The organism is Paenibacillus sp. MDV22-iso6 (assembly GCF_058408365.1).
Genome location: NZ_JBZVDZ010000013.1, coordinates 129,888 through 155,226, shown reverse-complemented (window position 1 = coordinate 155,226; position 25,339 = coordinate 129,888). Strand labels below are relative to the sequence as shown.

The following is a 25,339-nucleotide window of genomic DNA, read 5'->3' as shown; positions in this document are numbered from 1 at the left end:
GCCGCCAAGCAAAGAACCACTGCCGATGTTATTCGGTGGTGGTTTTTATTTGTTTTATACGAAGTATTTAATAAGTATCTAATATAAACCGTAACAGCCCGGAGAAAATCCAGGGCTGTTTTTTTATTTCAATTTATGTGAATGTGCTAAATCTTTTATAGTCAGATTAATTTAAGTAGGTTCTTTCTATTTAACCATTTGGTTGCATGCCTCCCCTAGGCTTAAAAGTGAGTTCTCCAATGCATGCTGTGTTTCTGAATCAAGGATGACTCCTTGTTTATTCATCTTCAATGTAATATGAGGAATGGTTAGAGAGGCCTCATGTAAGACTTGAGCATTAATCATGTTTAACGTCAGCAATAGTGAAGCATGGGCTTTGTCACCGCCCATGGGGCTGGGAGAAGCAGCGATGGCAACGGTGGGTTTATTGAGCCATTCTCCTGAAGATACAATCCAATCTAATGCGTTTTTTAAGACCCCAGGAACTCCGTTTCCATACTCGGGCGTGCAGATAAGGACTCCATCCGAATGCTTCAGTTGGGCTCTAAAATTCTGCACGGACTCAGGACCTTCCTCGACATCGAGGTTAGGGTTAAAATGCGGTAGATCATTTAATCCACCATATACTCCAAACTTAAGGTTAGGAGGAGCTAGCTTAATCATGGCATGCATTAGTAACGTATTGGAGGACTGATTACGCAGGCTTCCGGAAATCGCAAGGATATTAAATTCTTTTTTCATGGGTATACATCATCTCTATTCCTTAGTAATGTAGGGCAATCTGTTTATTTTCCTCCTGTTGGAATGGACTGTCTATAGAAAACGCATTTAATTAAGGCATTCTTCATGTTACTCAGAGGATATCCACAATTCTTCATCAAAAATGCATGCGATAGTTTGCATGACTCTGGGTAATAGGATGAAGAGAGCGCTTAAAATAAACAACTGACGAATGAATCATAATAAATATTTTTAAAATTTGTACCAAGTACTAATACTTAGTGCTATAATGATAAAAAACAAACGAGGTGACTACCGGTATGAATCAATCAATGTCAACCATTACCGCAATGGGTACGTATGTACCGGATCGAATATTAAGTAATGCTGATTTGGAGAAGCTCGTCGAGACGAGTGATGAATGGATTGTACAGCGTACAGGGATGAGAGAACGGCGCATCGCAGCTGATGATCAATTTGTATCTGACCTGGCCACCAAGGCTGTAGAAGATATGATGCGCCGTTATAATGTTAGCGTAGAAGATGTGGATATGATTTTGGTTGCTACCAGCACACCTGAATATTCATTTCCCAGCACAGCATCTAGAGTACAGGCGAATCTCAAGATTCCACATACGGGAGTACTTGATTTGAATGCGGCATGTGCAGGATTTACGTATGGATTGCAGTTGGCTGATAGTCTCGTAACCAGTGGCATGTACCATAAAGTGTTGGTTATTGGAGCAGAGACGTTGTCCAAGATTACCGATTATACAGACCGTACGACATGTGTATTGTTCGGCGACGGGGCAGGAGCCTTTTTGGTAGAAAGAGCTGCTGGAAAAGGTGACTTTATGGCAGCCATCTCAGGTACGAGTGGAGAAGGCGGTATTCATCTCTATAAGAGTGGTCTTTCTTCTGAGATGAATAGTGTACCTCTGCAGGGTGAGGGATGCCTTGTCCAGAATGGCAGAGAGATCTATAAGTGGGCAGTACGCACGATTCCAGAACAATTGAGTGGGCTTATAGCCAAAGCAGAGATGAAACCGGAGCAGATTGATTGGTTTGTACCCCATAGTGCGAATCTAAGAATGATTGAAGCGGTGTGTGAACGCGGTCCTATTCCATTGGAACGTACTTTAACAAGTGTGGAGTACCGAGGAAATACCTCGGCAGCTTCCATTCCGCTCGCTTTACAGCTTGCAGTAGACGAAGGGAGATTAAAGAACGGGCATCAAATAGCCCTTTTTGGTTTTGGAGGCGGCCTGACCTACGCAGGTCTTGTGCTTAGATGGAGTGTACCGGACAGTCCTTCAGCAAATGAGGGATAAAATATATATACAGTGCCGTCCTCGAAAATGTATGAGTCCTTTGCTTTAAATATCGCTATAGTTACTAGACAAAAGGGGTACAGCTCTCTAGAAGAGCTGTACCCCATATTGTTACTGCCAAGATAAAGGTTCAATTGAATTGAAATCGACAAGTTTATCAGATACATAGTATGTTAACTGTATGCTTTCAACATCATGAACCAATTCACCAGTACTTCGCAGTATTGGAAAGATCTCAGCGAAGTAAGCTCCATCAAACGGGATGATAATAGGCGCATCCAAAATACTTAGTCGCTCATAAGTGTAGAACATAGCTTCTCCGTTTACTATTACTTTCAGATCCACAGGTGCTTTAGCGCTCAAAGCGAGATAAAGTGTTGGAACGTGATCTGCATTAACTAGAGCAAAATCATCTGAAGTACTCATTGTTGATACATCATCCTTGTACAAAAACAAGCTTGTTCCATTGGTGACATCTTCATCTTTGGATGGCTTTGGCACATAACCTGTTCCGCCATAATACTTATAAATCCGATGTAGAATCACTGTCGTTTCGGCTAAAGTTACCTTTTGATTTGGATAAAAGTATCCTTTGGAATTGGGCTTCATCACGCCCTGCTGGGAAAATCCGAGCAGAGCATCACGTTTTACATAATCAAGGTCGGAACCTAAATGATTTTCATTTTTGGATTTAATAATGCCAAATTCGGGTGCTAATGGTTGGTAAGCATATTTCCATTTTTCATAAGTATCGTAGGAATTAAAATATCTTTTGTGAATATCCTTGAATGTTTGCAGTTTGGTGAGTGATTCTTTCTCTGACATTTCATCGACGGAGTAACCGATATCCGGAAAAAGAGTATTTAGTGTAATTAATAAGTCCCAGCGAGATAAGATCTTACTAGGTTGATATGTAAATGTCCCATTGTTGTAATTGATTTTATCTGCTGCTGCAATTAATCCTGAGGGATTGCTAGGGATACTACCGTATACGTCTCTAAAAGTTTGATAATATGTACTGGTTGCAGGAACACCAGGGATTTCTACATCTTTACTGCTATCTACCCGGAACTCTTGGAATAAGAGGTAAATCATACGAGTAAGTTCTGCTTTTGATACGTTCTTGCTTAAATTCTTCTCTTCTTGCTTAAAGTTCTGCATGACCTTATGAGATGCCATAAATTCAACAGATGGTTTGGCCCATTCATATTTGCTTGAGCTTGAAGCTGCGTTTGCTAGTGACGTAGTGAACAGTGATAAACTGAGTGTCAGAATAATAATGAAAATACTACACTTTGGATATCTCATTCGAACCTCCTATGATTTTTAAAATTAGAATTACATCCTATTTATTGTAGTCGACAAATGATGGTAAGATCAATTTTAAATTGTATAACTGAGTAAACTTAATAAACGTACACCTCATGTAATCCATGAGGTGTACGTTTATGTTTAAAAATTTTCTTAATCCCATGAACGATTTATGGCGTGAGCTTTGGTGCTTGGCGGTGATGAGTCCCTTGCTCATAGCTGTAAGCCAGCTTGATCAAAGTTCCTTCATCAAAGGCGCGGCCCAGGAATTCCATACCTACCGGCAGACCTTCAGTTGTAAATCCAGCAGGTACGGTAATTGCCGGGAAGCCAGAGAATGGACTCAATCGGTTGTTACCACCGGAGTTTTGTCCTTCGCCAATAACACCAGCGGCTTGCGTGGACGTCGGATAGATGATGGCATCCAGGTTGTTGTCGGCCATAACTTTCAGCAAGGACTCACGTGTGATTTGGGTACGTTTCAGGACGATATCCTTATATTCGGCAGTCTCCAACGTTTCCCGTGCATCGCGAGTCTTCATCGACTGTTCTTGTGACTTGTCGAACTGTCCGGAAGCAATAATCTCGGACAAGCTGTGATAAGGGGCTTCGTCACCAAGAGACTCCAGATAGTCATTAAGTTGGAATTTGAACTCGTATCCACTCAAGCTTGGGTATTTGTTGATTTCCGCCAGGTTTGGAATGCTGATCGGGACTGCCGTAGCTCCCAGCGTTTTGAGTTCTTCTACTGCGTTGTTAATCACGTCAGCGACGGCTTTTTCTTCAGCTTTGGTGCTTGGAATGAGTTCGGTGGCCACACCGATCCGTGCACCTTTCAGACCGTTTACATCCAGGAAGTCTGTGTAGCTGGAAGGGATTTTGCCTACAGCATAAGCTGTAGCAACATCATTTTTGTCATAGCCGGCTGTAGCATCCAGCATAATTGCGGCATCACTTACGGTACGAGCCATAGGACCACCGACATCCTGTGTCAATGCAAGAGGGATGATTCCTTCACGGCTGGACAGTCCGATTGTTGGACGAATACCGACAAGGCTGTTGAAGCTGGAAGGGATACGGATTGATCCGCCGGTGTCAGTACCCATGCCCGCAGCTGCAAAGTTTGAGGCAATGGCGGCACCCGTACCACCACTTGACCCGCCTGGATAGTGATCCAGCGCATAAGGATTCAGTGTTTGTCCACCCAGTGAGCTGGACGTGGTAATGCCGAATGCGAATTCATGCAGATTGGTTTTGCCCAAAATAATGGCCCCGGCTGCTTTGAGTTTCTTCACTTGTTCAGCATCGTGAGCAGGTACGGAATCTTTCAGACAGATACAACCTGCGGTTGTAGGCATATCGTTGGTATCGAAGTTATCTTTAACTAAAACCGGAATACCATGTAAAGGTCCGCGGGCACCCTGAGCTGCACGTTCTTCGTCCAACGTTTCAGCGATTTTGAGGGCATTCGGGTTCAACGTCAGGACTGCGTTAATGCTCACACCCTGATCATCATATTTTTCAATGCGATCCAAGTACTTCTGCACGAGTTCTTTGGATGTCAGCTTTCCTTGCGTCATGGCAGCCTGGAGATCCGTAATGGTTGCTTCCTCCAGAACAAATGGTTTTATGTAGTTATAAATGCGGTCTTTCAATATAGCGACATCATTTTGGGTAAGTACTGCATTAGGAAGGAAGAGGGCGTCGGTATATCCTTTCATCAACCCCGCGGTGTTCAGCGCACCAACGGCACCGGCAAAGCTCGCCTGATCCGGAACATCCTTGAACGATTCTGGAGTGGACTCCAGCTTCAGCCAGGTTTGCAAAGCTAAAGCAGCATCTTTACGCTGTACTGTTGTGCCGGAAAGTTTGTCCATGGAAAAAGGAACACCTGCAAGTGTAGCCGCTTCTTCCATGGCTTGAACAAATGCTACTGCTGTGACAGGTACCTTACCAGCTGTTACGGCTGCAACCGTAGTTTTGCTAGAAGGCGTTGCCGTTGCAGCTGACGCTGAGGGAACCGTTCCTCCCCATGTTGTGACAACAACCGCTCCGGCCAGTAACAAGGCCCCACTTTTTTTCAATACAGATCCATGATAAGTCATGCATCCACGCTCCCTTCCTGTGTATCAATGATGTGTGTTGGCGAATCTGATATAGTTGCTTTTTTCACATTCTAAGTACATGTAAGGTATTCTTACAACACTCATATTTATCCAAAAAAACGTATACATACTATTTTTCCGCTATAGAACCTACCAAATGCTCCTAATTCCATGCGCGGAAGAAAAATGTCGAAGAATATTGTGTTAACTAATATGACATAAGAGCCGGAAGATAGGCATCTTATGGGACAAATCGTTATTTGTGAAGCCAAAGCAAACCAATACCATGAAATGATATAATGAAAAGATAGAAGTAGAAGAACTCTTTTAATTACGATAGAAGCAAGAGAGTCATAGGTTTATCAAAGAAAGGAAGATATGGATTGAAAACATTAGTACTCGCAGAAAAACCATCTGTGGCACGAGAAATAGCCAGAGTGATGGGAGCGCGTGATAAACATAAAAGCTATATGGAAGGCCCGAAATATATCGTGACCTGGGCGCTTGGGCATCTTGTTGGATTGGCTGAACCAGAGGACTATGACAAAAAGTATGCAACCTGGAATCTGGAGGATCTGCCGATTCTGCCTGATCGCACCAAGCTGAAGGTACTCAAAGAGACCAACCATCAATACAAAGCGGTACAGCAGCTGATGAAACGTCAGGATGTTGGTGAATTGGTCATTGCAACGGATGCAGCACGTGAGGGTGAATTGCTGGCTCGCTGGATTATGCAAATGGCCCAGTGGAAAAAGCCGTTTAAACGGCTGTGGATATCATCCCAGACGGACAAGGCCATCAAGGATGGATTTGCATCACTGAAGCCAGGCAGCCAGTTTGATCGTCTCTATGAATCGGCACGTTGCCGGGCAGAAGCAGATTGGATGATTGGTCTTAACGTGACGCGTGCATTGACGGTTCGATTTAATGCACAATTGTCAGCTGGACGGGTACAGACCCCTACACTTGGCATGATTATGGACAGGGAAAATGAGATCAACGGATTCCGTTCCCAAGAGTATGAGACGTTAACGGCCGATCTGGGAGGTTTTCAGGCGGTATGGCGCGCTGCAGGTGGGGATTCACGCATCTTTGATCCGCAAGAGACACAAGAATTGAAGAAACGAATTGATGGTCGTAAGGGTTCGATTGCCCAAGTGAAAAAAAGTGAAAAGGTTGAGCCGCATCCGCTGGCTTATGACCTGACGGAATTACAACGGGATGCCAACCGGAAATATGGTTTTTCCGCCAAGCAAACATCGAATGTGCTGCAGCGTCTTTATGAACAGCACAAGCTGGTAACCTACCCACGTACAGACAGCCGTTACCTGACATCGGATATGACGGGAACGCTGAAAGAACGACTGGATAGTGTAGCGATTGGCCCCTATGCGTCTCTGGCTCGTCCGTTGTTGCGCAAAAATCTGAATATCACCAAACGTATCGTGGATGACAGCAGGGTAACGGATCACCATGCGATCATTCCAACAGAACAGACGGTTCTCCTCAATCAGCTGAATCCAGAGGAACGTAAGTTATACGATCTGATCGTACGCCGTTTTATCAGCTTGTTCTATCCGGCTGCGAAGTACGATTCTGTTGCGATCACTGTTCAGGTGGGCAACGATTCTTTTCATGTGAAAGGCACAACGGTGAAAGAAAGCGGCTGGCGGGAAGTGTACGGCGGAGATTATAGCGATGAGGATGATGATCGTGCTGACGATTCCTCAGACCATGATCGTGCGCTTTTGCCAGACGTGCAGCAAGGTCAGTCCGTGACGGTTCAACGTTGTCATATCAAAAGTGGACGGACGATGCCGCCCAAACGGTATACAGAGGCAGCGCTGCTTTCCCAAATGGAGAAGCATGGACTGGGCACTCCGGCTACACGAGCGGATATTATCGAGAAGCTGGTCAGTTCCGACACCATTGATCGTCAAGGGAACAGCATGCATCCAACGGGAAAAGGAAAACAGCTGATTGAACTGGCTGCTCCCCAGCTGCGTTCACCGGAGTTAACAGCTCGCTGGGAAGCTGAGCTGGAACGAATCGCCCGTGGACAAGGGAAGCCTGAGCCTTTCCTGGAGAGCATCCGTTCGATGGCGAAAGAGCTTGTATCTACAGTAAAAGGAAGCAAAGCGGAGTATAAGCCGCATAATGTATCCAATAGTCACTGCCCGGATTGTAATGCCCGCTTACTGGAGAAGAAAGGCAAACGTGGCAAGTTCCTCGTGTGTCCAACGGAGGATTGCGGATATCGTCGTTCGGCAGAGAAACGATTATCCAACCGTCGCTGTGCACAGTGTCACAAAAAGATGGAAATTAAAGAGGGTAAGGCAGGTTTGTACGTGCAATGTCTGCCTTGCGGCATAACGGAAACGTTGGATAAAGACAAACAGCATGTGAACAAACGTGATCAGCAAAAGCTGGTCAAACAATATGCGAAACAGGAGTCGATCGGTTCCAATTTGGGAGAACTGTTGAAGGCAGCCATGGAGAAAAAGGGAGAGTAAGACTGTCGTATAAGATTCTCCTTTTTCAGGCAACGTAAGCCTAGGAGGTGATACGCAGATGCCACATAACAAACCAGAGAAGATTCATAATCAGCAGAACAAAGACAGCATTCAGGAAGAGAGTATCTCTGTACGTCCCGAAAAGGCAGCAAAAAGAGCACCAAACCTGAATGGTATTCCTAAACAGGAGTCATAGGTTAGGTATTCGGGATTCATTGCTTCTAAATATCTTTGCGGTTCCCTTCTCGCGTTGATCATGTTCCTTCAGAGGACTATAATGGAGGTACAGGGAGATGTCCCGGGACAGGGGGACCGCTAGAATTATATGCAAACCGGATTGATACTGTGGTTTTTATTTATCAATGTCGTAGGTTACCTGGTCATGTCGGACGACAAGAAACGTGCGCAGCGCCGTCGAGACCGTACACCCGAACGAACGCTGTTTCTGCTGGCCTTTATTGGTGGGGCATTGGGGGTATGGATTGCAATGTATCGTAAACGTCACAAGACCAAACATCCCAGTTTTACGATCGGCATTCCGTTGTTGTTATTCCTGAATGCGGTAATTTATGGTTATTTCCTGCAATAAGGTAGAATTTAATGGTTAGGATCTGCTGTACTCCAGGTGAGTGGCTAGAATGATTATGTAAAATGTTTCTTATAAATGGTTCATTTTGACCTGGGGACGTTTAAGGAGTTACATGGTTCTTGGATTTTATGTCAGACCGAAGCTGGCTTCGAATGTTCTACATATAAAGGAAGGGACGGGATTTACATGTTATTCTCCAAAATACTAGTTGCTTATGATGGTTCGAAAGCTTCAAATAAAGCACTTGATCGTGCGATTGAGTTAGCCAAAGTTTCTCCGGGTGCAGTCTTGGATGTTATTCATGCCTTTGACTTTCCACGTGTATTCATCGGGGAAGGATTGGCACCTTTGCCACCTTCTTTGAATAATGACTACTATAATCTGGCGGTGCAAACGACGGATGAAGCGAAAGAGCGGATTCAGGCTGCTGGCGTTACAGCAAACGTGGATCTGATTCAAGGAGCTGCTGCCGAGGTCCTTCTCGATTATGCCAAAGAGAACGGATCGGATATCATCATTATTGGTAGTCGTGGTCTTGGTGGAATTCGGGAATTTGTCTTGGGCAGCGTTAGTCACAACGTAGTGCAGCATGCTCAGGTTCCAGTACTTATCGTGAAATAATTATAGAATGTGTGTATACACATAATAGAGAAAAGCCGGCTGTCTTCGATAGGTTGAAGAGGGGTCGGCTTTCTTTTTTGGAATAAAAGGGATGCAGTATCTCCGAATGATCGGTTATTTCCGAACATTAAATTTGTCAATATGTTAAATGTTCGTCTTTAAGTTGACATTAGCTGTAGGGGATTGTTAGAATGTTAGATGTGTCGATCAGTTATATATAAGGTCGAGTAGGTTCGAAAGATGTGGAATTTTCAATTTTATTGAATTAATTTGTTGAAATAGATATTTGCTCGTATAACGCCGGGAATAGGGCCCGGAAGTATCTACCCGGGAACCGTAAATTTCCGGACTACGAGGAGATACGGCTGAGAGACGCATGAAATCAGATGCGGACAGCAAGCCTGCCTTTGGCATGCCCAAATGCGGGATACGTATTTCTTGGAGTCCGGTGTCCGGAGAAAATGTGATGTTTTCGCGGGTAGCGGATTTTTTCATTTCACAATAAACGAGAAGCAACAGGATGAAACCAAAACGCTCAGACGGGAGTTGGATGTATTCATGTCAGTACAGGTGGCTGTAATTATGGGCAGTAAGTCGGATTGGGAAACGATGAAGTATGCTTGTGAGGTGCTGGACGAGCTGGAGATTGGGTATGAAAAAAAAGTCGTATCCGCGCATCGCACACCAGATTTGATGTTTGAATATGCGGAGCAAGCGATTGACCGTGGATTCAAGGTTATCATTGCGGGTGCGGGTGGGGCAGCTCATCTGCCCGGTATGGTCGCTTCCAAAACGATGCTTCCGGTCATTGGAGTTCCCGTGCAATCCAAGGCGCTAAATGGTCTCGATTCCTTGCTGTCCATTGTTCAGATGCCTGGTGGCATTCCCGTCGCAACGGTAGCGATTGGCAAAGCAGGTGCAACGAATGCCGGATTGCTTGCGGCTCAGATCATCGGTGCTTTTGACCAGGATGTCCAACGTCGCAGCGAAGCCCGCAGAGAGCGAATCAAACAAGAAGTGCTCGAAAGCAGTGACGAAATATGAATAGTACAAGAATACAACCCGGATCAGCAGGCAAAGCAGAACGTGTCTTGCTCCCAGGAAAAACAACCATTGGTGTTTTAGGAGGCGGGCAGCTTGGACGGATGCTGACACTTGCCGGAACAGCGATGGGTTATCGGTTCGTTACACTTGATCCGGCAGCAGATGCTCCTTGTGGACAAATTACCGATCAGATTGAAGCGGGATATGACGATGAAAAGGCTGCACTCGAACTGGCTCGGCAGTGTGATGTAATCACCTATGAGTTTGAGAATGTAGACGCAGATGTTGCTTCTCTCCTAGAAGGGGAATCCTATGTACCGCAAGGAAGTGCGTTATTGTACACAACCCAGCATCGTTTGCGTGAAAAACGAGCCATTGAGGCGGCTGGTGTACGTGTAGCCCCTTACCGGGAAATTACAAGCAAGGACACAATGAAGGCAGCCGTGAGTGAACTTGGTGTTCCTTGTGTACTGAAGACAGTGACAGGCGGATATGACGGCAAGGGTCAGCGGGTTATACGAGAAACAAATCAGGCGATAGCTGCCTATGAAGAACTCGCAGCTACCGGTGCTGAACTGGTATTGGAGCAATTTATCAAGTTTGATTGCGAGATTTCAGTCGTTGTTGCACGCAGCACGAATGGGGAAATTAAGACGTTCCCGCCTGCGGAGAACATTCATGTGAACAACATTTTGCATGCTTCGATCGTACCAGCAAGAGTGGCGACCGAAATACAGATTGAGGCGCAGAAGTTGGCGGCAGCAGTGGCTCAATCCATCCAAGCCGTTGGATTGCTGGCAGTGGAGTTGTTTGTTGCGGCAGATGGAAGACTGTATGTGAATGAGCTGGCCCCTAGGCCGCATAATTCCGGCCACTATACGATGGAGGCCTGTGCCACATCACAATTTGAACAGCATATTCGTGCGATTTGCGGATTGCCGCTTGGAGATACTTCATTATTAAGCCCGGTTGTTATGGTCAATGTGCTTGGAGAACACCTGGAAGGTATTATTGCCAGAACGGGTCAGGCTGACGCGGAAGCGTTGGAACTCGGTGTAATTCCTAAGCTTCATATATATGGTAAGACCGAAGCGAAGACAGGACGAAAAATGGGGCATGTCAATCTGCTCTGTCAGGATGTCGAAGAAGGATTACAATGGATTGAACAAACTAATCTTTGGAGGAATACAAATTTATGATCGAACGTTATAGCAGACCCGAAATGAGAGCCATCTGGACGGAGGAGAACAAATTCAAGTCTTGGCTGGAAGTTGAAATTTGTGCATGTGAAGCTTGGGCAGAGCTTGGAGTCATTCCTAAGGAAGAAGCAGCATTGCTTCGTCAGAATGCTTCTTTTGATATCGACCGCATTTACGAGATTGAAAAGGAAACACGTCATGACGTTATTGCCTTCACACGTACGGTATCTGAAAGTCTGGGTGCTGAGCGGAAATGGGTGCACTACGGACTGACTTCCACGGATGTCGTTGATACGGCTCTCGGATATGTATTGCGTCAGGCAAACGAAATTTTGGAACGTGACATCGTGAATTTTATCGAAATCTTACGTGACAAAGCGAAGACTTATCAGCACACGCCAATGATGGGACGTACACATGGGGTACATGCGGAGCCAACGACGTTTGGTCTGAAAATGGCACTCTGGCATGAAGAAATGAAACGGAATCTGGAGCGTTTCCGCCACGCGGCAGACAACGTACAGTACGGTAAAATCTCAGGAGCAGTTGGCACATACGCGAACATCGATCCATTTGTTGAAGAGTTTGTCTGCGAGAAGCTGGGTACGAAGCCTGCACCGATCTCGACTCAAACGCTGCAACGTGACCGTCATGCAGAATACATGGCTACACTGGCATTGATCGCAACATCTCTGGACAAGTTCGCTACAGAAGTACGTGCACTGCAAAAGAGTGAATTCCGTGAAGTGGAAGAAGCATTTGCAAAGGGTCAAAAAGGATCTTCGGCAATGCCGCATAAACGTAACCCAATCGGCAGTGAAAATATCTCCGGTCTGTCCCGCGTCATTCGCGGACATATGGTATCTGCATACGAGAACGTGACACTGTGGCACGAGCGTGATATCTCACACTCTTCCGTAGAGCGTATCATTCTGCCGGATGCAACGATGCTGCTGAACTACATGCTGAACCGTTTCGGTAACATCGTGAAGAATCTGACGGTATTCCCTGAAAATATGAAACGTAATATGGAGCGCACCTTCGGCGTACCATTCTCCGGTCGAGTGATGACCAAGTTGATCGACAAAGGTTTCAGCCGCGAGCAGGCATACGATACCGTTCAACCACGTGCCATGCAGGCATGGGAAGAACAACGCCAGTTCCAGGATATCGTGAAATCCACACCGGAAATTACTGAAGTGCTGAGCGAAGAGGAAATCGCAGATGCGTTCAACCCATCGTGGCACCTGAAGCACGTAGACACCATCTTCAAAAAGCTTGGTTTGAACGACTAATATATTAAGGTTTTGAATTATTCCACTCCCTAAAAGTATAGGTTAATTATGTGTTCACGCTGGAACGGAGAAGGCAGAAAAAACCTGAAGAAGCAAAGCGCTCGCCTTTATCACCGGATTTCCCCCTTGAGAAAGGGGATCAGAAAAATCCGGGGATAACAGCGATCGGAAGGTTGTTCTGCATTCGGAGTGGCCCTGCGTGATGAGGGGAATTGGACGTATACTTTACATCTCCTGAAAGAAGGTGAGCCTCCATGGCGCTGTCCACTGCGGCAGATCTCGTTAAAGCTCCTTTGTTATATAAGGGAAAAGTACGTGAGTTGTACGATCTGGGTGAACATTTTCTCATCGTGGTTACGGATCGGATTTCGGCATTTGACTATGTGCTGGACCCAGCCGTTCCCGAGAAGGGCAATGTGCTTAATAAACTGAGCAGCTTCTGGTTTGAACTGACGGGCGACATGATGGATAACCACGTGGTGCATACGGATGTAAACCAATTGGGCGATATCATTACTGATCCTGAACTGCTCAAAGACCGCATCATGGTGACCCGCAAAGCCGAGCGCATTGATATTGAATGTGTGGTGCGTGGATACATTACCGGTGGCGGATGGAGACAATATGAGAAAAGCGGAGAGGTCAACGGCATCAAGCTGCCGGATGGACTTCGCAAAAACGCCAAGCTCGACGTTCCCATCTTCACCCCAGCAGCTAAAAACGATGTCGGTCATGACGAAGACATCCCGATGGATCGAATGAAAGAACTTGTCGGAGATGCTCTCGCGATTGAGCTTCAGGAAAAGAGCCTGCGTCTCTACGAATTTGCTCGCGACTATTGCGATCAGCGGGGAATCATTCTCGCAGACTGCAAATTTGAGTTCGGTATGGTCGATGGTAAAGTCATTCTGATCGATGAAATCTTCACTCCAGACGCTTCTCGCTTCTGGGCCAAAGAGAATTACGAACTCGACATCGAGATCGATAGCATGGATAAAGAGCCGGTACGCACATATCTGTTAGGCAGCGTTTGGGACAGGAACAGCAAACCTGATCCGCTGCCACAAGAGGTAGTGGAGGCCACAACCGCAAGGTACGTCGATATTTATAACCGTTTAACGGAAAAGTAAGTTTGAGTAAGGGACGTTTGAGTGTAGGCTACGGGAAAGTTTGGCTTTCGATCGCTGTTGCCCCCGGAATGTTTTGATTGGAATCCTTTTTTCAAAAGGAAACATTCCGGTTGCAAAGGCGAACGCTTTCGCTTCTCCAGCTCAAATCTTTCCCTCCGCCAGTTTCAAACTGGGGATGAGGCAATTAAGTGCGGAGGCTTCCCACAGGTAGGGAAGCCTGAAAAAATTACGAGAATTAAATTCATTGATTACTAAACTATGTTATAGACCATTCACTGTTTTCACGTAATGGTCAGACTAGACCATTATACACCGTGCAACGTAAAGGGTTTAGGCCTTTAAAAAACGTCGCATGGACTAGCGGAGGGGCGGAATTGTTCTTAAAGGAGCGATAGCGTTCGCCTTTGTCCCCGGGTTTTGACCGCACAGCGGTTCAAAACAATCAAAAAAACCTGGGGACAACAAGCGACCGGAAAGAACAATCTGCCCCGGAGCAAGCTCCCAAGTCACTTTTTTAACAGCGTAAAGCATTTATCCCGTTCATTACTGAGGAGGAACATAAGGATCATGATCAAAGCAACCGTCTATGTCACTATTAAGCAAAGCGTTCTCGACCCGCAAGGAGTAGCTGTTCAAGGTGCCCTGCATTCGATGGGATTCAATGAAGTGGAAAGTGTACGGATTGGTAAAGTCATGGAACTGACTCTGGATACAACAGACCGTGCGGAAGCGGAGAAACGATTGACAGTAATGTGTGAAAAGCTGCTGGCTAACACCGTTGTTGAAGATTACCGCTACGAATTGGAGGGTTAATCCCATGAAATTTGCAGTTCTTGTGTTTCCTGGCTCCAACTGCGACATCGACTGTTACAAAGCAGTAGAAGATGCGATTGGACAAGAGGTTGATTATGTATGGCACACGGCTACAGATCTATCGGCTTATGATTGTATCCTAGTTCCAGGTGGTTTCTCTTATGGTGACTATCTGCGTTGCGGAGCGATCTCCCGTTTTGCACCCGTAATGAATGAGGTAGCTAAGGCTGCTGAACAAGGTAAATATATTCTCGGCATTTGCAACGGATTTCAGATCCTTACTGAGGCAGGATTGCTTCCTGGCGCTTTGATCCGCAACATGTCGCTGAAATTCCGTTGTCACGATACGGTGTTGAAAGTAGCGAATGCAGATACTCCATTTACACGTGACTATGCACCGGGGGAAGAGATTGTTATTCCAATTGCTCACGGTGAAGGAAACTATTACTGTGACGAGGAAACACTCGCGAGTTTGCAGGCAAACAACCAGATCGTCTTTACGTATGGCAGCAACCCGAACGGTTCCCTGGGTGATATCGCGGGAATCTGTAATGAGGGTGGAAACGTGGTTGGTATGATGCCACATCCAGAGCGCGCGGTGGACTCACTGCTGGGTTCGGAAGACGGCAAACGTATGTTTACATCTATTTTGAAAGCATGGAGGGATCGGCATGACGCAGCAGCTATCCGCTAAGGAACCGACAGCAGAACAGGTCGCAGAACATAAACTTTACGCACAAATGGGCGTGTCTGACAGCGAGTATGAGCTGATCTGTGAGTTCATGGGGCGTAAGCCGAACTACACGGAGATTGGTGTTTTCAGTGTTATGTGGTCGGAGCACTGCGCATACAAAAACTCCAAGCCGTTACTGCGTCGATTCCCTACAAGTGGACCGCGTGTCCTGATGGGTCCGGGTGAAGGTGCCGGGATCGTAGATATCGGTGACAATCAGGCCGTTGTATTCAAAATTGAAAGCCATAACCATCCTTCCGCGGTTGAGCCTTACCAAGGTGCGGCAACAGGTGTTGGCGGCATTATCCGTGATATTTTCTCTATGGGAGCAAGACCGGTAGCTTTGTTGAATTCCTTGCGTTTTGGCAAGCTGGAAAGTGATCGCGTTAAATATCTGTTCGAGCACGTGGTAGCAGGTATTGCTGGATACGGAAACTGTATTGGTATTCCTACTGTTGCTGGTGAAGTCATGTTTGATGAGAGCTATGAAGGCAATCCGCTGGTTAATGCTATGTGTGTGGGTCTTATTGATCATGACAAGATCCAGCGCGGTGTAGCTAAAGGTGTGGGGAACCCAGTGTATTATGTTGGGCCACCAACAGGCCGGGATGGTATTCATGGAGCAACCTTTGCATCGGTTGAACTGACGGAAGAATCCGAGTCCCAACGGACAGCGGTTCAGGTTGGTGATCCGTTTATGGAGAAACTGGTGATGGAATCCTGTCTGGAATTGATCGACACGGGAATCGTGCTGGGAATTCAAGATATGGGTGCCGCTGGTCTGACATGTTCGAGTGCAGAGATGGCGAGTAAAGCAGGTAATGGTCTGGAACTGTATCTGGATCAGGTGCCACAGCGTGAAGAAGGCATGACACCTTACGAGATGATGTTGTCCGAGTCCCAAGAACGGATGTTGTTCGTCGTTGAGCCGAAGGATGAGGCGCAGGCGTTGGAAATCTTTGAACGTTGGGGCGTAATCTGTGCCAAAGTCGGTAAAGTAACGGATGATGGTCGTCTGAAATTGATTCACCACGGCGAAGTGGTTGGAGACATGCCGGTAACAGCACTGGTTGACGAGTGCCCTGTGTATGACAAACCATCTTCTGTACCTGCTTACTACGAGCAAAGTGCTTCCATCGACACGCTTCGTTACGACGAAGTGTCGGATCTCGGCGGTGCATTGAAACAAGTGTTGGCATCCCCAACAGTGGCGAGCAAGAAGTGGGTTTATGATCAATATGACTACATGGTGCGTACAAGCACTGCCGTTCGTCCTGGTTCGGATGCAGCCGTAGTTACGATTCGTGGTACACGCAAAGGTCTCGCGATGACAACGGACTGTAATGGACGCTATGTTTATCTGGATCCTGAAGTAGGTGGACGGATTGCCGTAAGTGAAGCAGCGCGTAACATTGTATGTTCCGGTGCAGAGCCGCTGGCGATCACGGACAACCTGAACTTTGGTAACCCGGAGAAGCCGGATATTTTCTGGCAAATGGAAAAAGCAGTAGACGGTATGGCGGAAGCTTGCCGCGTGCTGGATACACCAGTTATTGGTGGTAACGTAAGTCTGTATAACGAAAACGCCAAAGGCTCCATCTATCCAACACCAGTTGTCGGTATGGTAGGTCTCGTTCATGATACGGATCATATCACGACACAAGCATTCAAATCCGAAGGTGATGTTATCATCCTCCTCGGTGAAACGAAAGCTGAACTGGGTGGAAGTGAGCTGCAATATGCGGTTCATGGCAAAACGGAAGGCCGTCCACCGCAGCTCGACCTCAACACGGAAAAAGCACTGCTTAATACGGTACTGGAAGCAATTCAGTCCGGCCTCGTTCGCTCTGCGCATGACTTGTCTGAAGGTGGTCTTGCTGTAGCATTGGCTGAGTCTTGCATTAGCGGCAACGTGGGTGCACAGGTTAATGTTGAGACGGCATTGCGTGCAGATCATACGCTGTTCAGTGAGAGTCAATCTCGTATTCTGCTGTCGGCTTCGCCGGAGCAAGCTGGTAAGCTGGAAGCTTTTGTACGTGAACGTGGTGTGCCTGTAGCTGTTATTGGACGTGTAGAAGGAAGTAACCTGACAATTGAATTGAACGGAACATCAGCCGTGAACGAACCTGTAGGAGGTTTAGCTCAGGTCTGGGAGGATGCGATTCCATGTCTCATGAACTGACGACAGGACCATTGTGGACAGGTGATTATTATAACGAAGGGTCCGGCAAGGAAGGACTCGACAAATTAAAGGAAGAATGCGGAGTATTCGGGGTGTTCAAACACCCTGACGCCGCATCATTATCCTATTATGGCCTGCATGCCCTTCAACACCGGGGTGAAGAAAGTGCAGGGATGTGTGTAAGTGACGGTAACGAGTTTCACTACCACCGTGGTATGGGTCTGGTGAAGGAAGTTTTCACCAAAGACCTGATGCAGACGTTGACCGGGGATATCTCTATCGGACACGTTCGTTATTCAACCAGTGGTGACAGTAAGCTGACGAACGCACAACCATTGGTATTTAAATACCGCGATGGTGATCTGGCTGTAGCAACCAACGGAAATATCGTAAATGCGCCAACAATTCGGCGTGAATTGGAGCAGGGCGGGTCCATTTTTCAAACGACCAGTGATACCGAAGTTATTGCCCATCTAATCGCGAGATCTCCCAAAGGATTGGTAGAAGCCGCGAAGGATGCGTTCCAACGGATTGTGGGTGGTTATGCATTTCTGATTATGACCAACGACAAATTGCTGGTTGCTTCTGATCCCCATGGTCTGCGTCCGCTCACAATGGGTAAATTGGGAGATGCGTATCTATTCGCATCCGAGACATGTGCATTGGAGACGATTGGTGCAGAGTTGATTCGTGACATTGAACCGGGTGAACTGTTGGTGCTGGATGCGGATGGTCTTCACGAGGACCGCTTCGATCATCACAAACACCGTAAGGCACTGTGTGCGATGGAGTATATCTACTTTGCCCGTCCGGACAGTGACATGAATGGTGCAAACCAGCATGCTGCGCGTAAACGGATGGGTAGCCGGATGGCGATTGAGTCGTTTGTCGATGCAGATCTGGTAACAGGTGTACCGGACTCCAGTATTTCCGCGGCAATCGGCTACGCTGAGCAGACAGGGATTCCGTATGAGATGGGTATGATCAAAAACAAATACACCGGACGTACGTTTATCCAGCCAAGCCAGGAACTGCGGGAACAAGGCGTGAAGATGAAACTGAGTGCTGTGCGCCGTGTGGTAGAAGGCAAACGCGTGGTCATGATTGACGACTCCATCGTACGGGGAACCACTTCCCGCCGAATCGTGAACATGCTGCGTGATGCCGGAGCAACAGAGGTGCATGTACGCATTACATCACCACCGTTCAAAAACCCGTGCTTCTACGGCATTGATACGCCTGACAGTCGCGAATTGATTGCCTCCCAGCTGTCGGTGGAAGAAATTTGCCGTGAAATTAACGCGGACTCCCTGTCGTTCCTCAGCCCGGATGGGCTGATTACGTCGATTCAGGGAGATAATCAGGATGATTACAAAGGCGGGCTTTGCCTTGCATGTTTTGATAATGATTACCCAACCCGCCTCGATTTCGGCGGCGAAGAGAAATTCGGCTGCAGCTGCTAGCTGTTATCCTGCGAGACAAACGTAACTCGTAGCCCGCGCCCTTAAGCCCCGCCTTGCGGAGCAACAGGGGCCCAGGGCAGCGGTGCAAAGCAGCTGCCCCCGGGCGCAGCCCGGCCCTTAGCCCCGCCTTGCGAAGCAACAGGGGCCAAGGCAGCAGTGCGAAGCAGCTACCCCCGGGCATAGCCCGAGCCCTTAGCCCCGCCTTGCGGAGCAATAGGGGCCAGGGCAGCCAAGCGAAGCAGCTGCCCCCGAGCGCAGCCCGGCCCTTAGCCCCGCCTTGCGGAGCAACAGGGGCCGGGCAGCCAGGCGAAGCAGCTGCCCCCGAGCGCAGCCCGGCCCTTAGCCCCGCCTTGCGAAGCAACAGGGGCCAAGGCAGCCAGGCGAAGCAGCTGCCCCCGGGCATAGCCCGAGCCCTTAGCCCCGCCTTGCGGAGCAATAGGGGCCAGGCCAGCCAGGCGAAGCAGCTGCCCCGAGCGCAGCCCGGCCCTTAGCGCCGCCTTGCGGAGCAATAGGGGCCAGGGCAGCCAAGCGAAGCAGCTGCCCCCGCGGGCTTGCCCCGCAGCGCAGCCGAGCGGGGTTCGCCGACCGATGGCCTGCGGCCAGCGGAATCGGCGAACAACCACGCGAGCACACGAACGAACCAACCATAGCAAGATCATACCAGCCACCCCTGCACCGCTTGTTTGGCGGGTGTCCAGAGGGCCTGCCAAGGTCCTATGGGGTCCTCCCGGGCGGGAGGATTTAGGAGGGGCGAAAAATAAGGAGCTGATTCCACTTGTCCGAAGCATACAAAAACGCCGGCGTCGATATCGCGGCAGGCAACGAAGCGGTTGAACGGATGAAAAAACACGTGAAGCGTACCTTCCGTCCGGAAGTGATGACAGATCTGGGAGGCTTTGGCGCCCTGTTCGGTTTGAACAAAGATAAATATGATGAGCCGGTGCTTGTATCCGGTACAGACGGTGTAGGAACTAAGCTGAAAATCGCATTTGCCATGGACCGTCATGATACCATCGGAATCGACGCGGTAGCCATGTGTGTGAACGACATTGTGGTACAGGGTGCAGAGCCGCTGTTCTTCCTCGACTATCTGGCATGTGACAAAGTCATCCCGGAGAAAATCGAAGCCATTGTTGCGGGAATCGCAGAAGGATGTCATCAGTCTGGCTGTGCTCTGATCGGTGGCGAAACGGCTGAAATGCCGGGCATGTACAGTGAGGGTGAATACGATATTGCCGGATTTACCATAGGTATTGTGGACAAAGCGAAAATCATTAACGGTACAACGATCTCTCCTGGCGACACAGTGATCGGACTTGCATCCAGCGGAGTGCATAGTAACGGATTCTCCTTGGTACGCAAACTTTTGTTGGAACAAGCCGGATTGGGCTTGCAGGATGAAGTCGCTGAATTGGGCGGCAAGCTGGGTGATGCACTGCTGGAACCAACGAAAATCTATGTAAAACCACTCCTGTCCCTGCTTGAAAAGGTAAAAGTAAAAGGCATGGCCCACATTACTGGTGGTGGCTTCATCGAGAACATCCCGCGTATGCTGCCAAGCAGCGTGAATGTAGATATTGATTATGGTTCTTGGCCGATTCTGCCAATCTTCAATCTGTTGCAAGAAAAGGGCTCCGTTTCGAACCGCGACATGTTCACCACGTTTAATATGGGGATCGGACTTGTGCTGGTCGTGAATGAAGCTGACGCAGTTGAAGCATTGGAACAACTGAAAGCATCGGGTGAAGAAGCGTACATCATTGGACGTGTGACCGAAGGAGATGCGCGAGTAACCTTCACGGGAGCGGATGTTTAATGGCGAACTACCGTATTGCTGTATTTGCCTCTGGTGAAGGGTCGAACTTTCAAGCATTGGTTGATGCAGCACGGAATGGAGGGCTGGGGGCATCCATAGATCTGCTGGTATGTGACAAACCGGCTGCACGTGTGGTGCAGCGGGCGCAGGAGGCAGGCGTGGAATGCCATCTGTTTACTCCTAAAAATTATGATTCCCGCGAAGCCTACGAGGCTGAGATCGTGGAAGTTCTTGAATCCAGAAACATTGACCTGGTTGTTCTTGCCGGATACATGAGATTGTTGACTTCGGTAGTCGTGGATCGCTATGCAGGAAGATTGATTAACATTCATCCGTCATTGTTGCCAGCGTTTGCAGGCAAAGATGCCATAGGGCAGGCACTGGAATATGGCGTTAAAATCACCGGGGTTACCGTCCACTTTGTGGATGGGGGAATGGATACAGGGCCGATTATTGCCCAGCACCCTGTTCCTATTTTGCCAGATGATACGCCTGAGTCAATTAGCCGTTCTATTCATGCGGCCGAACAGCAGTTATACCCCGAGGTTGTTTCCTGGTTTGCGCAAGGTCTGGTTCAGTTAGACGGACGTCACGTCACTGTTAACAAACCGGTTTGATATAAGTTGAAAATTTTTTTACACATTAACGGAGAGGATAGAAAAAACCTGAAGAAGCGAAGCGTTCGCCTAAAAGCTTTCTGAAAGAAAGCTGCATCGGAAGCATACGCTTTATCACCGGATTTTCCCTTTAAGAAAAGGGAATCAAAAAATATGGGGATAACAGCGATTGGAGGGTTGTTCTGTCATCGGAGTGTCCCGTGTAAACATCTTGGTTCAACTTGTATAACAGAAGTCGAAAATTGGTACGCATTTTGTGATATTTCTCGGGAAATAAATCGGTTGTGTTTCGCCATGAAACGCGAAGCCATGGGACATTAAAGGAGGAGCATATTGTGAGTATCAAAAGAGCGCTGGTCAGCGTATGGGATAAAACAGGCATCGTGGACTTTTGCCGCGAGCTGTCGCAAATGGGTGTGGAGATTATTTCGACAGGAGGTACAAGCAGTCTGTTGTCGAAGGAAGGCGTACCTGTCATCGGAATTTCGGATGTGACCGGATTCCCGGAGATTATGGACGGACGTGTTAAAACATTACATCCAGCAGTGCATGGTGGTTTATTGGCTGTACGTGACAGCGAAGAGCACAAGCGCCAGATGGAAGAGAATGGACTGGATTATATCGACCTCGTTGTTGTAAACCTGTATCCGTTCCAGGACACCATCGCCAAACCGGACGTAACGTATGAGGACGCAATCGAGAACATCGATATTGGTGGTCCAACCATGCTTCGTTCTGCTGCCAAAAACCATGCTTATGTTAGTGTCGTTGTAGACACAGCAGATTATGGCAAGGTGCTTGAAGAGGTCCGCAGCAATGGGGACACCACACTCGAGACACGCAAACGGCTTGCGGCAAAAGTGTTCCGCCATACAGCGGCATACGATGCAGTTATTTCCGATTATCTCTCCAACCTGAACGGTGATCCACTGCCAGAGCGTCTGACGGTTACTTACGAAAAACTCCAGGATTTGCGCTACGGCGAAAATCCACATCAGCAGGCGGCATTCTATCGCAAACCTTTGGCAGCCCAAGATACGTTGACAACAGCCGAGCAATTGCATGGCAAAGAGTTGTCCTACAATAATATCAACGATGCGAACGCAGCTTTGCAGATTGTCAAAGAATTTGAAGAACCGGCAGTTGTGGCGGTTAAACATATGAATCCTTGCGGCGTAGGTATTGGCGAAAGCATCTACGAGGCTTATGGCAAAGCTTATGCGGCTGATCCAACCTCTATCTTTGGTGGAATCGTGGCAGCCAACCGCATTATCGATAGCGATACAGCGGCTAAACTGAGTGAAATTTTCCTGGAAATCGTACTGGCTCCTGACTTTACACAAGAGGCACTCGACATCCTGACCAAAAAGAAAAATATTCGTTTGCTCAAAACGGGTGAACTGAACGCTGCCCGTAATCGGGAGAGTAAGTTCGTAGTTACCTCCATCGACGGCGGTATGATTGTGCAACAAAGTGATGTGCATTCTATTGAAGCAAGCGAGCTCAAGGTAGTTACAGATCGTGCACCATCCGAAGAAGAACTGAAACAGCTGTTGTTTGGCTGGAAAGTGGTTAAGCATGTGAAATCCAATGCAATCGTGCTTGCAGCAAACGACATGACTGTAGGTGTCGGCGCAGGGCAAATGAACCGTGTCGGCGCAGCCAAGATTGCTATTGAACAAGCTGGAGAACTAGCCAAGGGAGCCATTCTGGCATCCGATGCGTTCTTCCCAATGGGCGATACACTGGAACTTGCAGCCAAAGCTGGAGTTACAGCCGTTATTCAACCAGGTGGTTCGATCAAGGACGAAGAGTCCATCAAAGTAGCGAATGAATACGGCATTGCCATGGTCTTCACTGGCGTTCGTCACTTCAAACACTAGAGCGAAAAAGGTTTAATAAGGGGTGTCGCCTGTCATGCTTATGACTTATGGTACACCCCTTCTTTTTTAGGATATTTCAACACGTAATAGTATTACAAAACCAGTTATACACGGAGGGGGAACAACGCTAATGGATATTCTGGTAGTGGGCGGCGGTGGTCGGGAACACGCAATCATATGGGCACTGGCGAAAAGCCCGAAGGCAGGCAAGATTCATTGTGCTCCAGGAAATGCGGGCATTGCGCAGCTCGCCGAGTGTCATCCGATTGCGGTAAATGAATTCGATAAACTGACGGCACTCGCCGTGGAGCTTAACGTGGGATTGGTTGTTATTGGGCCAGACGATCCGCTCGCAGACGGCATTGTGGACGCTTTTGATAAAACAGGTATTCCGGTATTTGGACCACGCCGCAATGCAGCAGAGATTGAGGGCAGCAAAACGTTTATGAAAGACTTACTGCACAAATACAATATTCCGACTGCAGCCTATGAAAAATTCGACAATTACGAACAAGCGCAGGCTTATCTGAATGAGCAGTCCATCCCTGTGGTAATCAAGGCCGATGGGTTGGCGGCTGGAAAAGGTGTTACTGTAGCCTATTCCCGTGATGATGCTGACCAGGCACTCCGCAGCATTATGGTGGACAAAGTATTTGGTGAAGCAGGAGCCAAAGTTATCATCGAAGAATTCCTGGCAGGTCAGGAAATGTCGATTTTGGCTTTTGTCGATGGGGAGACCGTTCGTCCGATGGCTGCTGCACAAGATCACAAACCGGTATTCGACAATGATCAGGGGCCAAACACGGGCGGAATGGGTACGTACTCACCATTGCCACACATTCCAGTCTCCATTATTGAAGAAGCGGTAGAGACGATTATCAAACCAACAGCCAAAGCGATGGTATCCGAAGGGCGCCCGTTCCAAGGTGTATTGTTTGCCGGGCTGATGATTTCACCAGATGGTAAACCCAAAACGATTGAGTTCAATGCTCGTTTCGGTGATCCTGAGACGCAGGTTGTGTTGCCGCGTCTGAAGAGTGATCTGTTCGATATTTTCTGGGCAACCGTGCACGGGAAATTGGCGGATATCGAGATTGAATGGAGCGACGAAGCCGCTGTATGTGTGGTGCTTGCGTCTGGAGGTTATCCTGGTCCGTATGCAAAAGGTGTAGTTATTGAAGGACTGGATCAAGTCGATGAAGCAGTGGTATTCCATGCTGGAACATCACGCAATGAATCTGGAGAATGGGTCACCAATGGTGGACGAATTCTAGGCGTTGTGGGTCTTGGTTCTGATATTGCCGAAGCTAGAAACAAAGCCTACGCTCAAGCGGAACGTATCCATTTTGACGATAAACATCAACGTTCTGATATTGCTGCCAAAGCGTTGGTATAACTAATTCTAATTAATTGTAACTTGATAAAGTGAAACCTAAGGGCCCGTAAAGATGTACACCGAAAAAGGTGTTTGCATCCCGCGGGTCCTTTTCAACGTATACATGATTATGGTGTAATTGCTGGACGTGTCGCAGTCCGGATACGGCAAAGAAGAATGGCTGTAAATAAAGGCCTGTAGCAGGTTTAATCGACTAAAGTAAAGGGTAGCATTTCTATAAACTGGTCTATACTAATTATGTGAACCATATCACATAAAATGAACTGTAGATGCGAGAAAGACCACATACATAAAAGTTTATTTTGTGAACTCATTTTATAATCTATATTCCAAACCATAACGTGCAACTGGATGGTTTGGCGTAGAACATGTTATACTTTTCTGAAACAGGAATGAATAAGAGGGGAGGTGGATATCTATTGGGAAGGCGATATTGTAAACTGTCCAAATGGAGAATTTTGGTGGAGTAAATCGAGAAACAATGACAGCATGAGGGGGAACCCTGTTTTTAGTGAAGTAGTTTCTATAAGTGATTGACTTCATCCTGAATTCCTGTTTTGCAATTTTACAAGGTCAAA

20 protein-coding genes and 1 riboswitch are annotated in these 25,339 nt (G+C 47.6%); of the genes, 17 read left to right on the top strand and 3 right to left on the bottom strand.

Annotated elements, in window-relative coordinates; translation table 11 throughout:
• Nucleotides 1–186 precede the first annotated feature (186 nt).
• Nucleotides 187–741 carry an NADPH-dependent FMN reductase gene (locus AC4PM4_RS28110; RefSeq protein WP_090811715.1) on the bottom strand — a complete coding sequence of 185 codons (555 nt, stop codon included), beginning with the start codon at nucleotides 739–741 and terminating at the stop codon, nucleotides 187–189.
• A gap of 299 nt (nucleotides 742–1,040) precedes the next feature.
• Between AC4PM4_RS28110 and AC4PM4_RS28105 the strand changes: the two genes are divergently transcribed.
• On the top strand, nucleotides 1,041–2,051 hold the full coding sequence (locus AC4PM4_RS28105; RefSeq protein WP_491615077.1) for a ketoacyl-ACP synthase III: 1,011 nt from the start codon (nucleotides 1,041–1,043) through the stop codon (nucleotides 2,049–2,051).
• 111 nt (nucleotides 2,052–2,162) lie between these two features.
• Here the strand turns inward: AC4PM4_RS28105 and AC4PM4_RS28100 are convergent, their stop codons facing one another.
• A complete protein-coding gene (locus AC4PM4_RS28100) occupies nucleotides 2,163–3,359 on the bottom strand; it encodes an S-layer homology domain-containing protein (RefSeq protein ID WP_090811719.1) in 1,197 nt (398 codons plus the stop codon).
• A 173-nt stretch (nucleotides 3,360–3,532) separates the two neighbouring features.
• Nucleotides 3,533–5,467 carry an amidase family protein gene (locus tag AC4PM4_RS28095; RefSeq protein ID WP_090811721.1) on the bottom strand — a complete coding sequence of 645 codons (1,935 nt, stop codon included), beginning with the start codon at nucleotides 5,465–5,467 and terminating at the stop codon, nucleotides 3,533–3,535.
• Nucleotides 5,468–5,850: 383 nt separating this feature from the next.
• Here AC4PM4_RS28095 and AC4PM4_RS28090 point away from each other — a divergent pair, with 383 nt between their 5' ends.
• From AC4PM4_RS28090 to purD, 16 genes are all read left to right on the top strand, one after another.
• Complete coding sequence (locus AC4PM4_RS28090; RefSeq protein WP_090811723.1) at nucleotides 5,851–7,980, top strand: DNA topoisomerase III; 2,130 nt, start codon at nucleotides 5,851–5,853, stop codon at nucleotides 7,978–7,980.
• A 58-nt stretch (nucleotides 7,981–8,038) separates the two neighbouring features.
• Nucleotides 8,039–8,176 carry a hypothetical protein gene (locus tag AC4PM4_RS28085; RefSeq protein ID WP_162842470.1) on the top strand — a complete coding sequence of 46 codons (138 nt, stop codon included), beginning with the start codon at nucleotides 8,039–8,041 and terminating at the stop codon, nucleotides 8,174–8,176.
• 129 nt (nucleotides 8,177–8,305) lie between these two features.
• Complete coding sequence (locus AC4PM4_RS28080) at nucleotides 8,306–8,569, top strand: DUF1294 domain-containing protein (protein ID WP_063568208.1); 264 nt, start codon at nucleotides 8,306–8,308, stop codon at nucleotides 8,567–8,569.
• A gap of 186 nt (nucleotides 8,570–8,755) precedes the next feature.
• Nucleotides 8,756–9,190 (top strand): universal stress protein, encoded by a 435-nt coding sequence (locus tag AC4PM4_RS28075; RefSeq protein WP_024633549.1) that lies wholly within the window; start codon nucleotides 8,756–8,758, stop codon nucleotides 9,188–9,190.
• Between the two features lie 270 nt (nucleotides 9,191–9,460).
• Nucleotides 9,461–9,562, top strand: a riboswitch (purine riboswitch).
• A 186-nt stretch (nucleotides 9,563–9,748) separates the two neighbouring features.
• Nucleotides 9,749–10,234: a 5-(carboxyamino)imidazole ribonucleotide mutase gene (gene purE, locus AC4PM4_RS28070; RefSeq protein ID WP_063568218.1), complete on the top strand. Its 486-nt coding sequence runs from the start codon at nucleotides 9,749–9,751 to the stop codon at nucleotides 10,232–10,234.
• On the top strand, nucleotides 10,231–11,433 hold the full coding sequence (gene purK / locus AC4PM4_RS28065) for a 5-(carboxyamino)imidazole ribonucleotide synthase (RefSeq protein ID WP_090811725.1): 1,203 nt from the start codon (nucleotides 10,231–10,233) through the stop codon (nucleotides 11,431–11,433). The genes purE and purK overlap by 4 nt, the downstream gene beginning before the upstream one ends.
• A complete protein-coding gene (gene purB / locus AC4PM4_RS28060) occupies nucleotides 11,430–12,728 on the top strand; it encodes an adenylosuccinate lyase (RefSeq protein WP_079697172.1) in 1,299 nt (432 codons plus the stop codon). The genes purK and purB overlap by 4 nt, the downstream gene beginning before the upstream one ends.
• 254 nt (nucleotides 12,729–12,982) lie before the next feature.
• Nucleotides 12,983–13,858: a phosphoribosylaminoimidazolesuccinocarboxamide synthase gene (locus tag AC4PM4_RS28055; RefSeq protein ID WP_491615074.1), complete on the top strand. Its 876-nt coding sequence runs from the start codon at nucleotides 12,983–12,985 to the stop codon at nucleotides 13,856–13,858.
• Between the two features lie 567 nt (nucleotides 13,859–14,425).
• Nucleotides 14,426–14,671 carry a phosphoribosylformylglycinamidine synthase subunit PurS gene (gene purS / locus AC4PM4_RS28050; protein ID WP_024633544.1) on the top strand — a complete coding sequence of 82 codons (246 nt, stop codon included), beginning with the start codon at nucleotides 14,426–14,428 and terminating at the stop codon, nucleotides 14,669–14,671.
• 4 nt (nucleotides 14,672–14,675) lie between these two features.
• Complete coding sequence (gene purQ / locus AC4PM4_RS28045) at nucleotides 14,676–15,365, top strand: phosphoribosylformylglycinamidine synthase subunit PurQ (RefSeq protein WP_024633543.1); 690 nt, start codon at nucleotides 14,676–14,678, stop codon at nucleotides 15,363–15,365.
• Nucleotides 15,343–17,586, top strand: a complete 2,244-nt coding sequence (gene purL / locus AC4PM4_RS28040) for a phosphoribosylformylglycinamidine synthase subunit PurL (RefSeq protein ID WP_491615073.1) — start codon at nucleotides 15,343–15,345, stop codon at nucleotides 17,584–17,586. Before purQ ends, purL begins: the two co-directional genes overlap by 23 nt.
• The gene (purF, locus tag AC4PM4_RS28035; protein ID WP_079344050.1) at nucleotides 17,571–19,049 is read left to right on the top strand and encodes an amidophosphoribosyltransferase; all 1,479 of its coding nucleotides are present in this window, start codon (nucleotides 17,571–17,573) and stop codon (nucleotides 19,047–19,049) included. The genes purL and purF overlap by 16 nt, the downstream gene beginning before the upstream one ends.
• A gap of 775 nt (nucleotides 19,050–19,824) precedes the next feature.
• On the top strand, nucleotides 19,825–20,865 hold the full coding sequence (purM, locus tag AC4PM4_RS28030) for a phosphoribosylformylglycinamidine cyclo-ligase (RefSeq protein WP_491615071.1): 1,041 nt from the start codon (nucleotides 19,825–19,827) through the stop codon (nucleotides 20,863–20,865).
• A complete protein-coding gene (gene purN, locus AC4PM4_RS28025; protein ID WP_063568061.1) occupies nucleotides 20,865–21,482 on the top strand; it encodes a phosphoribosylglycinamide formyltransferase in 618 nt (205 codons plus the stop codon). Before purM ends, purN begins: the two co-directional genes overlap by 1 nt.
• A 335-nt stretch (nucleotides 21,483–21,817) precedes the next feature.
• A complete protein-coding gene (purH, locus tag AC4PM4_RS28020) occupies nucleotides 21,818–23,365 on the top strand; it encodes a bifunctional phosphoribosylaminoimidazolecarboxamide formyltransferase/IMP cyclohydrolase (protein ID WP_090811736.1) in 1,548 nt (515 codons plus the stop codon).
• A gap of 130 nt (nucleotides 23,366–23,495) precedes the next feature.
• Nucleotides 23,496–24,761 carry a phosphoribosylamine--glycine ligase gene (purD, locus tag AC4PM4_RS28015; RefSeq protein WP_491615070.1) on the top strand — a complete coding sequence of 422 codons (1,266 nt, stop codon included), beginning with the start codon at nucleotides 23,496–23,498 and terminating at the stop codon, nucleotides 24,759–24,761.
• Nucleotides 24,762–25,339: the final 578 nt, after the last annotated feature.

What these genes read in the sequence shown, in the direction of transcription:
- AC4PM4_RS28110 (WP_090811715.1), bottom strand. Translation starts at nt 741, where the DNA reads ATGAAAAAAGAATTTAATATCCTTGCGATTTCCGGAAGCCTGCGTAAT.
- AC4PM4_RS28105 (WP_491615077.1), top strand. Translation starts at nt 1,041, where the DNA reads ATGAATCAATCAATGTCAACCATTACCGCAATGGGTACGTATGTACCG.
- AC4PM4_RS28100 (WP_090811719.1), bottom strand. Translation starts at nt 3,359, where the DNA reads ATGAGATATCCAAAGTGTAGTATTTTCATTATTATTCTGACACTCAGT.
- AC4PM4_RS28095 (WP_090811721.1), bottom strand. Translation starts at nt 5,467, where the DNA reads ATGACTTATCATGGATCTGTATTGAAAAAAAGTGGGGCCTTGTTACTG.
- AC4PM4_RS28085 (WP_162842470.1), top strand. Translation starts at nt 8,039, where the DNA reads ATGCCACATAACAAACCAGAGAAGATTCATAATCAGCAGAACAAAGAC.
- AC4PM4_RS28080 (WP_063568208.1), top strand. Translation starts at nt 8,306, where the DNA reads ATGCAAACCGGATTGATACTGTGGTTTTTATTTATCAATGTCGTAGGT.
- AC4PM4_RS28075 (WP_024633549.1), top strand. Translation starts at nt 8,756, where the DNA reads ATGTTATTCTCCAAAATACTAGTTGCTTATGATGGTTCGAAAGCTTCA.
- purE (WP_063568218.1), top strand. Translation starts at nt 9,749, where the DNA reads ATGTCAGTACAGGTGGCTGTAATTATGGGCAGTAAGTCGGATTGGGAA.
- purK (WP_090811725.1), top strand. Translation starts at nt 10,231, where the DNA reads ATGAATAGTACAAGAATACAACCCGGATCAGCAGGCAAAGCAGAACGT.
- purB (WP_079697172.1), top strand. Translation starts at nt 11,430, where the DNA reads ATGATCGAACGTTATAGCAGACCCGAAATGAGAGCCATCTGGACGGAG.
- AC4PM4_RS28055 (WP_491615074.1), top strand. Translation starts at nt 12,983, where the DNA reads ATGGCGCTGTCCACTGCGGCAGATCTCGTTAAAGCTCCTTTGTTATAT.
- purS (WP_024633544.1), top strand. Translation starts at nt 14,426, where the DNA reads ATGATCAAAGCAACCGTCTATGTCACTATTAAGCAAAGCGTTCTCGAC.
- purQ (WP_024633543.1), top strand. Translation starts at nt 14,676, where the DNA reads ATGAAATTTGCAGTTCTTGTGTTTCCTGGCTCCAACTGCGACATCGAC.
- purL (WP_491615073.1), top strand. Translation starts at nt 15,343, where the DNA reads ATGACGCAGCAGCTATCCGCTAAGGAACCGACAGCAGAACAGGTCGCA.
- purF (WP_079344050.1), top strand. Translation starts at nt 17,571, where the DNA reads ATGTCTCATGAACTGACGACAGGACCATTGTGGACAGGTGATTATTAT.
- purN (WP_063568061.1), top strand. Translation starts at nt 20,865, where the DNA reads ATGGCGAACTACCGTATTGCTGTATTTGCCTCTGGTGAAGGGTCGAAC.
- purD (WP_491615070.1), top strand. Translation starts at nt 23,496, where the DNA reads ATGGATATTCTGGTAGTGGGCGGCGGTGGTCGGGAACACGCAATCATA.